The 14,210-nt window shown below is 35.0% G+C and carries 13 protein-coding genes; 6 read left to right on the top strand and 7 right to left on the bottom strand.

Annotated features, from left to right (window positions below; translation table 11 throughout):
• Positions 1-31 precede the first annotated feature (31 nt).
• Positions 32-1,399: an L-serine ammonia-lyase gene (locus A9G43_RS00530; RefSeq protein WP_065561547.1), complete on the bottom strand. Its 1,368-nt coding sequence runs from the start codon at positions 1,397-1,399 to the stop codon at positions 32-34.
• 289 nt (positions 1,400-1,688) lie between these two features.
• Positions 1,689-2,987 (bottom strand): serine/threonine transporter, encoded by a 1,299-nt coding sequence (locus A9G43_RS00525; RefSeq protein WP_081297968.1) that lies wholly within the window; start codon positions 2,985-2,987, stop codon positions 1,689-1,691.
• 386 nt (positions 2,988-3,373) lie between these two features.
• Between A9G43_RS00525 and proS the strand changes: the two genes are divergently transcribed.
• On the top strand, positions 3,374-5,095 hold the full coding sequence (proS, locus tag A9G43_RS00520; RefSeq protein ID WP_065605765.1) for a proline--tRNA ligase: 1,722 nt from the start codon (positions 3,374-3,376) through the stop codon (positions 5,093-5,095).
• Between the two features lie 201 nt (positions 5,096-5,296).
• Positions 5,297-6,748 carry a beta-barrel assembly-enhancing protease gene (locus A9G43_RS00515; protein ID WP_141673988.1) on the top strand — a complete coding sequence of 484 codons (1,452 nt, stop codon included), beginning with the start codon at positions 5,297-5,299 and terminating at the stop codon, positions 6,746-6,748.
• Positions 6,749-6,814: 66 nt separating this feature from the next.
• Here A9G43_RS00515 and A9G43_RS00510 read toward each other — a convergent pair whose 3' ends face one another.
• Both A9G43_RS00510 and rluC read right to left on the bottom strand, forming a co-directional pair.
• Positions 6,815-7,477 (bottom strand): histidine phosphatase family protein, encoded by a 663-nt coding sequence (locus A9G43_RS00510; RefSeq protein ID WP_065561544.1) that lies wholly within the window; start codon positions 7,475-7,477, stop codon positions 6,815-6,817.
• 23 nt (positions 7,478-7,500) lie between these two features.
• Positions 7,501-8,484, bottom strand: a complete 984-nt coding sequence (rluC, locus tag A9G43_RS00505; RefSeq protein ID WP_065561543.1) for a 23S rRNA pseudouridine(955/2504/2580) synthase RluC — start codon at positions 8,482-8,484, stop codon at positions 7,501-7,503.
• Between the two features lie 144 nt (positions 8,485-8,628).
• On the opposite strand from rluC, the gene dsbB reads away from it, so the two are divergent.
• The 4 genes from dsbB (at position 8,629) to rapZ (ending at position 11,493) form a co-directional block, all read left to right on the top strand.
• Positions 8,629-9,162 (top strand): disulfide bond formation protein DsbB, encoded by a 534-nt coding sequence (gene dsbB / locus A9G43_RS00500; RefSeq protein WP_065605761.1) that lies wholly within the window; start codon positions 8,629-8,631, stop codon positions 9,160-9,162.
• Positions 9,163-9,241: 79 nt separating this feature from the next.
• On the top strand, positions 9,242-9,898 hold the full coding sequence (gene rluA / locus A9G43_RS00495; protein WP_065605759.1) for a bifunctional tRNA pseudouridine(32) synthase/23S rRNA pseudouridine(746) synthase RluA: 657 nt from the start codon (positions 9,242-9,244) through the stop codon (positions 9,896-9,898).
• A 62-nt stretch (positions 9,899-9,960) separates the two neighbouring features.
• Positions 9,961-10,554 (top strand): XTP/dITP diphosphatase, encoded by a 594-nt coding sequence (locus tag A9G43_RS00490; protein WP_065605757.1) that lies wholly within the window; start codon positions 9,961-9,963, stop codon positions 10,552-10,554.
• 90 nt (positions 10,555-10,644) lie between these two features.
• Positions 10,645-11,493, top strand: coding sequence for an RNase adapter RapZ (gene rapZ / locus A9G43_RS00485; protein ID WP_065605755.1), 849 nt, complete (start codon positions 10,645-10,647; stop codon positions 11,491-11,493).
• A gap of 3 nt (positions 11,494-11,496) precedes the next feature.
• Here the strand turns inward: rapZ and A9G43_RS00480 are convergent, their stop codons facing one another.
• From A9G43_RS00480 to A9G43_RS00470, 3 genes are all read right to left on the bottom strand, one after another.
• Positions 11,497-12,327, bottom strand: coding sequence for a divergent polysaccharide deacetylase family protein (locus A9G43_RS00480; protein WP_065605753.1), 831 nt, complete (start codon positions 12,325-12,327; stop codon positions 11,497-11,499).
• Positions 12,327-13,490 (bottom strand): murein hydrolase activator EnvC, encoded by a 1,164-nt coding sequence (gene envC / locus A9G43_RS00475; RefSeq protein ID WP_255308712.1) that lies wholly within the window; start codon positions 13,488-13,490, stop codon positions 12,327-12,329. The genes A9G43_RS00480 and envC overlap by 1 nt, the downstream gene beginning before the upstream one ends.
• A 327-nt stretch (positions 13,491-13,817) precedes the next feature.
• On the bottom strand, positions 13,818-14,210 hold a 393-nt coding region (locus tag A9G43_RS00470; protein ID WP_141673987.1), incomplete at its 5' end, for an integrase core domain-containing protein.

Here is a 14,210-nt window from a genome sequence, read left to right as displayed (position 1 = left end):
TCGGCGAATTCGACAGAAAAATAGCAACAACCTAATTACAATGAACCGTAATTGCTAGCCCACCACGCGATGTTTCTCGATATTTTGCATTCATATCCTTTCCTGTTTCATACATTGTTTTAATAACTTTATCTAAAGATACTTTTGCTGCAGTAATTCGTCTTAAAGCCATTCTTGTCGCATTTATCGATTTTACTGCGGCAATGGCATTTCGCTCAATACAAGGAACCTGAACTTGGCCTGCAACTGGATCACAAGTCAAGCCTAAGTTATGCTCCATTGCTATTTCTGCCGCCATGCATACTTGTTGAGGATTACCGCCTAAAAGCTCAGCAAGTCCTGCCGCAGCCATAGAACAAGCAACGCCAACTTCCCCTTGACATCCCACTTCTGCACCAGAAATAGAAGCATTTATTTGATAAAGTTGTCCTATTGCGCCACAAGTTAGAAAGAAACGAATATAAATATCAGGTGTAACTGGATTAATAAATTTATCATAATAAGCGAGCACAGCAGGTATAATACCACATGCACCATTTGTTGGCGCAGTAACCACTCGTCCTCCTGCTGCATTTTCCTCACTAACTGCAAGCGCAAACATATTTACCCAATCAATAATCACCATTGGATCACTAATAAATTTATCCTTAGTGGTAGACAATTGACGGTATAACGAAAACGCACGACGAGGAACTTTAAGTGGTCCTGGTAATAGCCCTTCTGTATTCATACCTCGTTTGATACATTCCAAAATAGTTTGCCCAACACGAGAAAAATAGGATTCAATTTCTTCATAAGAGTGTATTTGCAACTCATTTTTCATCATAATACTAGAAATTGATAATGAGTTATCTTCACAATGTTTTAATAATTGCTCAGCTGAAGCAAATGGATAAGGAAATTTTACTGAATCCTGCTCTTGTTGACCAAACTGCTCTTCTTCAACAATCTGACCACCGCCAACAGAATAATAAGTTTTCTGAAAAACTAATTTATCGCCGCTATATGCACTCAAAGTCATACCATTTTCATGTAATGGTAAAAATTTAGAATGAAACACCATACAACTTTCCAACGGAAAATCGATTTCATAACGATCATTGTAAATAGATAACCGCTGAGTTTGGCTAAGTTTTTCGATAACACTTGGAATACTATCAATATCAACAGAATCAGGTTTTTCGCCAGCTAATCCCATAATAATAGCAATATCTGTTTGATGACCTTTGCCTGTTAACGACAAAGAGCCATAAACATCAGCCACAATTTTTGTTACTGATGCCATCATGTTATTACTGATTAGTTGATCTATGAATGCCTTCCCTGCCCTCATTGGTCCTACTGTATGTGAGCTTGAAGGTCCAATGCCAATTTTAAATATTTCAAATACCGAACTCATATTTTTCCCTTTTGATGCAAAACTTAAATTAATACTGCTATCCTAGTGATATCTTTACGAATTAACTTTTGCTAATAAAATAGCCAATAATCATCTTGCCACTTACCCCATACAGATACCTAGGTATCACTTTTGAGATTATGAAAATAAGTTTTAATACCCATTAATAGTTAATTCTTGCTATATCGGTAGATTATTTTACTAGTAGCTGTATTTACCTACCAACGAATGCCAGTAGGTTTTATATATTAAATAAACAAGTAAGTGGTAATTACCCATGAATTAAATTTTATAATAAATTATAGATAGCGGCTGAAATTGCAACTAATCCCATAACAACAATAAACACATTACTTAGCCTTCCTTTATATTTTGCTAGTACAGGTAATTTATGAATTGCATACATTGGCATTAAAAACAACAACACAGCTAAAATTGGACCACCAAGTGATTCAATAAGACCTAAAATACTTGGATTTAATGTTGCAACCCCCCAAGCAGTTACAAACATAAAGGCAATAGCTAATTTATCAAGTTTGTTTTCTGAAATTGTTTTATTACGGCTACGCAAAAATTTATTAACAACACCATTAAATCCTTCTTTACCACCTAGATAGTGACCTAAAAACGATTTAGCCATTGCAATAAATGCAATTGGAGGACCAATATACTCAATAACAGGTGAATTAAATCGATTAGCCAAATATGACAACGTTGAGATATTTTGAGCTTTTGCATCTAAAAGTTCAGCAGGCGACAAGCAAAGCGCACAACTAAAAACAAAAAACATCACTGTTACAACCATCATGATATTGCTTGCTGCAATAATTCTAGTACATTTAGGTTCAGCATAAACGTCACCATATTCTTTACGTTTAGCTACCGCTAAAGATGAAATAATTGGTGAATGATTAAATGCAAAAACCATAACAGGAATAACTAACCAAAGTGTCATTAAAATACTTTGTTCTCCGTCACTACTACCAAAAGACAAATTGGTAAAAATTTCACCATTCCACTCAGGAATTAAAAATAACGCTAAAATCATTAAAACGGCAATAAATGGAAAAACTAATATTGACATAACTTTAACAATAAGTTCTTCGCCAAAGTGAACAATTGACATTAAAAATGCAACTAAAACAAATGAAAGTAAAGCTCGTGGTAATGACTCCATTCCTAATTGATGAACCATAAAGCTATCTACTGTATTTGTAATACCAACGCTATATACTAATAATATTGGGTAAATTGCAAAAAAATAAAGTACAGTTATCCAGTTTCCTGCTGTGCGCCCAAAAGCCTCTTCAACAACAACGGTAATATCGCCATCGCGACTTTTACCTGATAATACAAATCGACACAAAGCTTGATGAGCAAAAAATGTCATAGGAAAGGCAAGAACCAACATAACCAGCAACGGAATTAACCCACCGACACCTGCATTAATTGGTAGAAAAAGTACTCCAGCACCAATCGCTGTACCATAAAGGCTAAGTATCCATAACGTATCACTTTTTCGCCATTTAGGTAATTTTGATTCTTTACATGAATCTATTACATTTTCGTTAGTCATTAACGTACTCATTTTGAACTACTCCTCAATCTAAAATTCTGCGCATATGATATCAATTTAATAACTTTTACAAAGTGATCTTTATCACACAAAAAACAAAAAATTAAATATAATCAATATGATGAAAAATATCCAATTTGATACCTAGCAAAATAAAAATTAATAAAGTATTAATATTGATACAAAAAAGTAAAACATACTGCCATTCTATAGCCAAATAATCTGTATTTAGCGACTATAATTTAAAAACATACTTTATTAATGCTGAGTTGGAGGTATTACAAGAATTCCATATTAAAAATAACAATAAAATTACTTTAGTGTTACGCTTGGTACTGCTAAACTAGCTCACATTTTTATCATATATATTTATAAATAAATTTTTTTAGGATAAATTTATGCGAACCAGTAAATATCTTCTTTCTACGTTAAAAGAAACCCCTGCTGATGCTGAAGTCATTAGCCATCAATTAATGTTACGTGCAGGCATGATCCGCAAAGTGGCTGCTGGATTATATACCTGGCTTCCCACTGGTTACCGCGTACTTAAAAAAGTAGAAAATATTGTCCGTGAAGAGATGAATAAAGCCGGTGCAATAGAAGTATTAATGCCAGTTGTACAGCCTGCTGATATTTGGCAAGAAAGCGGACGTTGGGAACAATATGGCCCTGAATTATTACGTATTAAAGATCGTGGCGACCGTGATTTTGTTCTAGGCCCAACTCATGAGGAAGTCATTACAGACTTACTACGTAATGAAGTTAGCTCATATAAACAATTACCACTTAACGTGTATCAGATTCAAACCAAATTTCGAGATGAAGTACGCCCTCGCTTTGGTGTGATGCGTTCACGTGAATTTATTATGAAAGATGCATACTCTTTCCATACTACACAAGAATCATTACAAGAAACTTATGATGAAATGTATAAAGCCTATAGCGCAGTTTTTACACGTGCTGGTTTAAACTTTAGAGCGGTGCGTGCTGATACAGGATCAATTGGTGGTAACTGGTCACATGAGTTCCAAGTATTAGCCGACAGTGGCGAAGATGATATTGTTTTTTCAACCGAATCTGATTATGCGGCTAACATAGAAATGGCTCAAGCATTAGCACCAACACAAAAACGCGCTGAACCTACAAAAGCAATGGAGTTAGTCGATACTCCTAATGCCAAAACTATTGACGAATTAGTCGAACAATTCAATTTACCGATTGAAAAAACCGTAAAAACCTTGATGGTTAAAGCCACGAAAGAGAGTGGTCATCAATTAGTAGCTTTACTGGTTCGAGGTGATCATACATTAAATGAAATCAAAGCTGAAAAAATCGATATCGTTGCCTCACCACTTGAATTTGCAACCGAAGAAGAAATCCGTACGATTGTGAATGCAGGGCCAGGCTCGCTAGGTCCAATAAATCTAAACATGCCAATTATTATCGATCGTGATGTGGCTGTTATGAGCGACTTTAGTGCTGGTGCAAACATTGACCATAAACACTATTTTAATATCAATTGGGAACGTGACACTGCTTTACCTCGCATTGAAGACATCCGTAATGTGGTTGAAGGAGATATTAGCCCTGATGGCAAAGGCACATTACAAATTAAACGAGGTATTGAAGTGGGACATATCTTCCAACTTGGTACTAAATACTCACAAGCAATGAAAGCAACAGTCCAAGGTGAAGATGGACAAAACCACGTTATGATTATGGGTTGTTACGGCATTGGAGTAAGCCGCATTGTAGCTGCTGCAATTGAACAATGTCATGACGATCGTGGTATTGTATGGCCAGAAGCGATTGCTCCATTTAGCGTTGTCATTATTCCAATGAACATGCACAAATCCGAAAAAGTTCAAGCAACAGCCGAAAAACTTTATGCTGATTTACAAGCTGCTGGCATTGAAGTTTTATTTGACGATAGAAAAGAGCGCCCTGGCGTGATGTTTGCTGATGCGGAACTAATCGGGATCCCTCACACTATCGTAATTGGTGAACGCAATCTCGATAATGGAGAAGTGGAATACAAACACCGTTCCGGTGGTGATAAAGAAATGGTGAAAGTTAACAAAATCATTGAATTTATCCAAAGCCGCCGTCAAAAAGCATAATAAATCCAAGCATAAAAATCAAAATAACAACAACGTATTAATATAGTTGTTGTTATTTTACCAATTCAAGAATAAACATTATTATTCATAACACATATTACATCAAATAAGTTAAACCCTTAATTATAAATTCAAAGTGATATTGTTGTTTTTTTCAGCTAGAATAAATCAACGCAACTCTTATTTTAATTGGTTAGAATAATGTTAAAAAAAACAATCGAATTGGTATTATCCACCTCATTATTATTACAAAGTACATCTATCGTTTATGCTGATAATATTAACCTCCCTGATATTGGTACTGCGGCAGCCACAACGCTTAGCATTGGCCAAGAAATGGAAATGGGCGATTATTATATGCGAATGTTACGAGCAAGTGCTCCCATAATAAACGACCCTGTTTTAAACCAATATATTAATGATCTAGGCAAAAAATTAGTATCAAAATCAGAATCAGTAAAAACGCCATTCCATTTTTATATTATGAAAAGTGACGTACTTAACGCATTTGCTTTTTTTGGTGGAAATGTCGTCATTCATTCTAAACTAATATTAGACACCGACAATGAAAGCCAATTAGCCTCTGTTATGTCTCATGAAATTGGCCATGTCACCCAACGCCATTTAGCCAGAGCAATGGAAAACCAAAACCGTAATAGCCCTTATGTTTGGGGTGCAACATTAGGCTCTCTACTACTAACATTAGCCAATCCCGAAGCTGGCATGGCGGCAATGACAAGCACCATGGCAGGATCAGCTCAAAATATGATTAGTTTTACGCAAAGTAATGAACAAGAAGCCGATCGTGTTGGTTTAAGAACGCTTGCTAAAGCAGGGTTTGATCCTTATGCTTCATCAGAATTTCTACAAAAACTTGCCGATCAAAGCCGATTTAGTAGTAAAGCTCCCGAAATTTTACTTACTCACCCATTACCTAACAGCCGATTAACCGATATTCGAAATCGTTCATTGCAATATAGCAAAAAAAATGTATCTCCGTCATTAAACTACTATTTAGCGAAAGCTCGATTGGCCATATTAATGGCTAAAAATAAAAATACCGCAAAGCTATTAGTTGAAGATTATAAAAAACTAAACAATGAACAAAGTAAAACAGCTATTATTTATGCTAATGCTTTAGCTGATAATCTAAGTGGAAATAATCAAAAAGCGAAACAACAACTACAGCCATTATTAGATAGTGATCCCAATAATATTTGGTATATTGATTTAATGACTGATATTGATTTAGCGCTCAACAATAGCAGCACTGCAATAACTCGCCTACAAGCAGCATTAAAAAAATCACCAAACAGTTCTGCATTGCAACTAAACTTGACTAATTCGTATATAAAAAACAAAAACTATCAACAAGCCGTAAGCTTGTTACATCGCTATACTTTTGACCATAATGATGACTCAAATGGATGGGAATTACTCGTTACTGCTTACGGGGGATTACATGCAAGAGCAAAAGAAATGAGTGCTAGAGCGGAATTAATTGCATTAGAAGGTCAATTTCAACAATCCATTCAACTACTACAAAATGCTAAGAATCAAACAAAAGGCGATCAGACAATGATTTCCAAAATTGATGCAAGAATTAATCAATTAAAACAGCTACAAAAACGTTATGCAGCTTATAAACGATAATTTTATTAACAAAACCTTCTCGACTAATTATTTACGCACCCATTAGTCGAGAAGATAACAAAATACTTATTTATCAGCTAAATGATCCACATTATTGAAGAATTTTACAGTAAATGTCCCTTCAGATTGTTCATTACCTTGCTTATAATTAACCACACTAATGCTAGTATTTAACATTCGAGGGAAATAATCCTCATCACGATGTAAACGCCAATCACCACCATTTAAAACACAAAGTAATATACGTAATACCGTTCCATGTGACACAACCAAAATATTACCCGTATCTTGAGGTGCATTTTTTACAATAGTATTTAACCCCTGCTTCATACGCAAAAGGGTATCAAAATAATTTTCACCTTGATTGACCGAAGCATCAAAATTAGCAGGATCTGTCAAATAAGTAGTAAATTCTGGAAACTCCTTTTTCAATTGAGGGACTTTCTTGCCTTCCCAAATACCAAAATCCATCTCACGCAAATCAGCAAGCTCAAAAGTAGGAATAACTATATTATTTTCTTTAACAATATAATCTCGAGTTTCCATAGCTCGTTGTTGTGTACTTGAGTATGCTTGCATAAAAGGAACATTTTTTAAATGCTGTCCTGTCACTTTAGCACCAAAAATACCTTGCTCTGTTAAAGGTGAATTTTGAGAACCTTGCATCTGATCTTTAATATTCCACTGCGTTTGACCATGTCTAATTAAATATAAATTAATATCTTTCATTCGTACTAACTACCTTTTTTATTTTAAGATTCTGTTTTTTCATATTTATCTTTTCTTAGATATGACAAGCAAGCCTGCAAAACATCATCCATTGGTGCATTTAATTGCATCTCTTGCAAACTTTTAGGATGAATAAACATTACACTTGCTGCATGTAAAAATAAACGATTAAGCTTAGTATCAGCTAATAACGCATCAAATTGCCTATCGCCATAACGATCATCAAAAGCAATTGGATGACTTGCGTATTGAGTGTGTATGCGAATTTGGTGTGTACGCCCTGTAACAGGGCTTGCTTTAATCAAAGTGGCAAAATTGAAGCGCTCCTCAACTTTAAAACGCGTTTCAGAAGGCTTACCCTCTTTATCAACCTTTACCACACGCTCACCGCTTTTTAATACATTTTTAAGCAGTGGGGCTTGTATTACTTTACATTCAGAAGGCCAATTCCCCTTAACAAGCGCCAAATAATTTTTTTGCATTTGCTTAAGGCGCAACTGCTCATGTAGCGCTTTTAGTGCTGAACGTTTTTTGGCAATCAATAACACGCCCGATGTTTCGCGATCTATGCGATGCACCAGCTCCAAAAATTTCGCTTCAGGTCTTAAGGCGCGTAATCCTTCAATTACGCCAAAACTTAAGCCACTACCACCATGAACAGCAATACCTGATGGCTTATTAATTGCCAACATTACCTCATCTTCATAGATGATTGCCTTTTCTAAATCAGCGACTTTATTAAGCTTGGTCGAAATCTCTGGCGTGGATTTTTCAGTCATACGAACAGGAGGAATACGAATTTCATCGCCAATATTTAATTTATATTCAGGTTTAATCCGTTTTTTATTAACACGAACCTCACCCTTTCTTAAAATGCGATAAATCATACTTTTTGGCACACCTTTTAAATAGGTGATTAAAAAGTTATCAATACGTTGTGTCGCATTTTCCTCAGAAATAGTAACAAATGAGACTTGTAGTTTTGTATGTGGAACCGTTGAGTGCATAAGGAATGATTAATCCGCCGTCAATAAATAAAATCGTTTTACATTACTCAAAAATAAACTACACTATCGTAATAAAAATAAGATAGATTATATTTAATATAATTAAAAAGAAGATTATATCGAAATATGAGGGAATAAAATAGTATGTTATCATTGCTTAATCAATACTCACAAGCTAGATTAGCTTGGACCTTATTGTTCTTTTCTACTCTTGCTTTTGAAATAACCGCACTTTATTTTCAACATGGTTTAGGGCTAGCGCCTTGTACTCTCTGCATTTATCAGCGTTGCGCTATTTTTGGTATCATGTTGGCTAGCATTGTTGGACTGATTGCTCCTCGCAACATTATTGTTCGATTAATAGGTATTTTCATTTGGCTTTTTAGCGCCTATAAAGGCTTTTCATTAGCAACATTTCATGCTCATCTACAATTTGAACCTAATCTAAATGATACCTGCTCAATTAACGTACACTTTCCTGCTTGGCTACCATTAGATTCGTGGTTTCCTAGTTTGTTTAATGCTTATGGTTCATGCGCCGATAAAATTTGGACTTTTTTAACAATTGAAATGTCACAATGGATGATTATTATCTTTGCTTGCTATCTTATTGTTGGTTTGGCCGTATTAATATCTCAGGTCTTTCCATCTTCAAAAAGCTCAATCTGGAGTAAATAACTTTATTTATAAAACTGGCACTTTTTGTTGAGTTTGTTAGAATGTGTGGCAATTTTATTTTACAAAACGTCACACATAAATGCTTTTGGAATACCACCCACCTATTGAACCTTGGCTATCAATTTTGCATCAAGACGACCACATTGTGGTTGTTAATAAACAACCGGGTATTTTGTCGGTTTCAGGCAATAAACCTCAATTTATTGATAGTATTATTCACCGATTGCAACAAAAATATAGCTATGTCGAATCCGTGCATCGGTTAGATATGGCAACCAGTGGTATAATGGTTGCCGCACTTTCTAAACTCGCCGATCGAGAGATAAAAAAACAGTTTCGTGAACGTATTCCTAAAAAAAACTATATTGCTATAGTGCATGGACATCTTGAGCAAGATTCTGGCCGTGTTGAATTACCACTAATTTGTGATTGGCCCAATCGGCCAAGGCAAATGGTCGATTTAGAAAATGGCAAACATGCGCTGACAGAGTATCAAGTCATTTCACGCAATCCAGACAACACAACACGAGTGCAATTATTTCCGTTTACTGGGCGATCACATCAATTACGGGTACATATGCAAGCCATTGGTCACCCTATTTTAGGCGATAAATTCTATGCCCACCCTGAAGCCTTTGCTATGTCTAAAAGGTTGCTATTGCATGCTCAATTACTAACAATTAACCACCCTAAAACAGGCGAAAGTATGACGTTTAGTTGTGAACCCGATTTTTAAAAACAGGAATATAAAATCTGCTTAAGCCAGTCAGATAAACAACTGATATAAAGGAAATTAAAATGCAAAAAATTGTTTTAGCAACGAATAATCAAGGCAAAGTCAATGAATTGCAAACATTACTCGCTAATGCAGGTTTTGATATTATTGCACAAAGCCAATTTAATGTACCAGATGCCGACGAAACAGGCCTAACATTTATTGAAAATGCACTTTTAAAAGCAAGGCACACTGCCAAATTAACTGGACTGCCCGCCATTGCTGATGACTCTGGTTTAGCGGTCGATGCACTTGGTGGGAAACCAGGGATCTATTCTGCTCGTTATGCAGGTGAACACTGTAACGACAAAAGTAACAATCAAAAATTACTTAAAGCATTACAAAATATTCCAAAAGAAAAACGCACCGCTTACTTTTATTGTGCGCTAGTTTTTATGCGACATGAAAACGACCCAACACCTATCATCTGCTTAGGAAAATGGGACGGTTTAATTTTAAATGAAGAACAAGGTGATGGGGGATTTGGTTATGATCCACTTTTTTATGTACCTGAATTAGATTGTACCGCAGCACAGCTAACAAAAGAACAGAAAAGCCAAATATCACATCGAGGCCAAGCACTAAAACAATTGATTGCAAAAATTAAAACTGCTTAGCAATGCTAGCAATATTATTTACACGCGAAATTGCATAGCAAGAAGTAAACAGTATATACTTAATGCATTAATGATATTGGAGTTAATATTGTGATATTAATGATAGTAAGTGGTCGCTCCGGTTCAGGAAAATCAATCGCACTACGCGCTCTAGAAGATATGGGATTTTATTGTGTTGATAACATACCTGTTGTTTTATTACCTCAATTAGCCGACTCATTAAAAAACCATAACACCCCAGTTGCAGTTAGCATTGACATTCGAAATTTACCTGAACGATTTGATTTTAATAACGATATATTCCAACGTTTACCCGAATCGGTGACACCTGAAATTCTTTTTCTCGATTGTAGCCGTAATACATTAATTCGACGCTATAGTGAAACACGACGCATACACCCATTAACCAATCAACACTATTCTCTTGAAGAAGCAATAGACCTTGAAGAAAAATATCTAGAACATTTAAAATCAAACGCAAGCCTTATTATAAATACCGATAACCTGTCAGTCCATGAACTATCTGATATATTAAGATCACGAATTTTAGGTAAAAAAGAGCGTGAATTAACCATCATTTTTGAATCATTCGGTTTTAAACATGGCTTACCGGTTGATGCTGATTTTGTATTTGATGTCAGATTTTTACCTAACCCACATTGGGAGGTAAGTCTACGCCCACTCACAGGATTAGATGAGCCGGTAAAAGAATATTTATTACAACACAATGAAGTATCCAATTTTATCTATCAAACCGCCAATTACTTAAATCAATGGCTACCTTTATTAGAAAAAAACAACCGCAGTTACTTAACCATTGCTATTGGATGTACTGGTGGTCAACATCGCTCTGTTTTTATTGCTGAACAATTAGCCGCATTTTTTAAAGCACAAAACAAACAAGTAAAAATTTGCCATCGAACTTTAGAAAAGAAGTAATGACTATTCTTCTTCAATTTTAAAATTTGATATTTCCTCAATGCGTTTTTTACATTTCCCCAAAATATCTTTCAACGTAGCTTTATGTTTAACTGGCGCTTGAGCTGGTATTGATACTGGCATAACCAATTGACTAAGTTTAGTTAACTCAATATCTACAGGTAAATTAGCAATCTTCGACCTTAATACATTAACTGTTTGAGGATAAGGATGACCAATAGCAATAGCAACGCCATTTTTGCGTGCTAATCTTACAGCCAAATCAAATTGCTGGCTAATAGCACTTTCTTTTTGCTGATCATCCAGAAAAACATCACGCGTTAACACTGGAATATTATAATCGCCCGCAGCTATTTTTACTTGCGTTTTACCGATTGTTTTACTATCCAAAAAAAACATCGAATAATGACTTAATGCTTTCATAACATTTGTCATTCCGGTAAGATTTGATGTCATTAAACTTCCCATATGATTATTAACACCAACAGCATAAGGCACTTTTGCAACCGCACTTGTGACAATTCGATTTACTTCAGCTTCATTCATAGAAGGAAATAAAGTATCTTTTTCCAAAGGTTGTTTACCTAATGGAGCCATAGGTAAATGAATGATCACATCATTACCGCTATCATGAGCAATAGTTGCAATACGTTTAGCATTAGGAGAATTGGGTAGAACTGCAATAGTAATATTAGGCGAAAATGAGATTATTTGCTCTTCATTATGCTGTCGATAGCCAAAATCATCAATAACTATTGCAAGTTTTGCTGCCCAGGCATGTTGGATATTTAGCGTCAAAAATATGATAAAAAATAAATTGATAAAATAACGCATTATTTTATCCATCCTCTTGGATCAAGCGCCTTACCATCACGACGAATCTCAAAATATAAAGCAGGTGTATTTTGTCCACCACTTGAACCAACCAACGCAATGGGTTGACCAATATGGATCTTATCGCCCACCTCAACCAACATACGCTGATTGTAGCCATATAAACTCATATCTCCCTTACCATGCTCAAGAGCTACAACAAAACCATAGCCTTGTAACCAACTTGCCAATATAACTCGACCATCAGCAATAGCTCTAACTTGAGTACCATCTTTAGCATTAATCACCATTCCTTTCCAATGAAGTTCACCTTGAAGTGATTCACCAAATCGATGCGCAACACTACCTTCAACAGGCCAATTAAACTGATGTTGAGGTTTACCAATCCCACTTACACGAGCCATAAGCGCCTTTTCATCCGAATTTAGGGTATAACTGGTATTTTTTTGCTTTTCTTCAATATGTTTTGCTTGCCTTACTTCTTCTTCTGCAAGGCGTCGGCTTTCCTTTTCTGCTTGGGCAATTTTAGCTTGTAATTTGGCCTCATTGTTACGCAAATCGGTCAATTTTTGTTGATTAACTTGCATTGATGATTCAAGAGAAATTATTGTTTTTTGACGATTTTGACGTTTTTTTTCAAGCCCAACTTGTTGTTCTTTCAGTTTACTTTTTAATATTTTTTGCGAAGTTAGCTTTTTTTGTAACTCAGCTCTCTTTTCGCTCAATTGAATTTGTGTATCTTCAAGATTCTGAATTTCCTGTTGACGAGCTTGATTAATATAACTGTAATAAGTAATTATTCGATCATTACGTCTACTTTTCTCGCCAAAAAACATCAGCTCCCACCCTGTTATGTTGCCTAGCTTAAATGCACTTTCAAGTTGTTTTGCCAATACAGCTCGTTGCTGTTTTAGTTTTGTAGTTAATATATTAATTAGTTTAACTAAATTATTAATTTCTTGATCGAGTTTTCTGAGCGACAAATTATTTTTTTCAATTGATGTCAAAATCTTAGCTATTTCAGTTTCTTGCTGTTTAAGGTCATTAACTAGCTTTATACGCTCTTTTTTTTGCTGCGTTAAACGCTTTTCTTGTTCTTCTATAGAGCGGCGTAAAGATTGAAGTTGTTGACTGTCATCAGCATACAAAAAACTGATTTTCATTAATCCAATAAAAACAATAATAACAATTTTTTGACAAATAGACATGGCGTTGTATTTATAATTTATAACCAAGTAATAATCATAATGTCACTATACCGACAAAGATAAATAAGTAAAGATGCAAGATGAAAACTATATTAAGTGCGTATAATTTTATTTTTGACATTGCTAATTTTTGTTTTTTTTGTTACCAACACATTTAGACATCAATACTAGTAATATTCGTATATTATGAAAGAATAATATATTTTCTTTAAAAGAATTTATTACAACATTGATTTTATTTTTGTAAATACCCCAAACTTAATACACAACTCACGTAGAAAATTAAGCTGCCTGTTTTAATGTTTTATATTCGATCGGCGTCATATTATTTAGTGCTTCATGAGGCCTTTCGGTGTTATAAATCGTTAACCATTCTTCGGTTATTCTCCTTGCTTGCGCTAGGTTGTTAAAAAGATATAAATCTAACACTTCAGTTCGATAAGTCCGATTAAATCGTTCAATGTAACCATTTTGATAAGGGCTACCGGGTTTGATGTAATCTATAGTTATACCATGTGTTTTTGCCCAATTAGTAAACGTGTTTCCGGTGAATTCTGGTCCATTATCGACTCGTATTTTTAATGGATACCCATTATATTCGGCCAGTTTATCTAAGTAACGGGTAATCCTTCCTGCTGGTAAGCTTATTGCAATATCAATCCCTAACGCCTCACG

The organism is Gilliamella sp. Occ3-1 (genome assembly GCF_001690655.1).
GTDB classification, from domain to species: domain Bacteria; phylum Pseudomonadota; class Gammaproteobacteria; order Enterobacterales; family Orbaceae; genus Gilliamella; species Gilliamella apicola_P.
Note: the sequence above shows the minus strand (reverse complement) of the source record. Positions and strands in the feature narration are given on the sequence as shown.

Coding starts and splice junctions, on each gene's coding strand:
- A9G43_RS00525 (WP_081297968.1), bottom strand. CDS start 2,987: ATGAGTACGTTAATGACTAACGAAAATGTAATAGATTCATGTAAAGAA.
- A9G43_RS00530 (WP_065561547.1), bottom strand. CDS start 1,399: ATGAGTTCGGTATTTGAAATATTTAAAATTGGCATTGGACCTTCAAGC.
- rluC (WP_065561543.1), bottom strand. CDS start 8,484: ATGCACTCAACGGTTCCACATACAAAACTACAAGTCTCATTTGTTACT.
- envC (WP_255308712.1), bottom strand. CDS start 13,490: ATGAAAATCAGTTTTTTGTATGCTGATGACAGTCAACAACTTCAATCT.
- dsbB (WP_065605761.1), top strand. CDS start 8,629: ATGTTATCATTGCTTAATCAATACTCACAAGCTAGATTAGCTTGGACC.
- A9G43_RS00515 (WP_141673988.1), top strand. CDS start 5,297: ATGTTAAAAAAAACAATCGAATTGGTATTATCCACCTCATTATTATTA.
- A9G43_RS00490 (WP_065605757.1), top strand. CDS start 9,961: ATGCAAAAAATTGTTTTAGCAACGAATAATCAAGGCAAAGTCAATGAA.
- proS (WP_065605765.1), top strand. CDS start 3,374: ATGCGAACCAGTAAATATCTTCTTTCTACGTTAAAAGAAACCCCTGCT.
- A9G43_RS00510 (WP_065561544.1), bottom strand. CDS start 7,477: ATGAAAGATATTAATTTATATTTAATTAGACATGGTCAAACGCAGTGG.
- rluA (WP_065605759.1), top strand. CDS start 9,242: ATGCTTTTGGAATACCACCCACCTATTGAACCTTGGCTATCAATTTTG.
- A9G43_RS00480 (WP_065605753.1), bottom strand. CDS start 12,327: ATGCGTTATTTTATCAATTTATTTTTTATCATATTTTTGACGCTAAAT.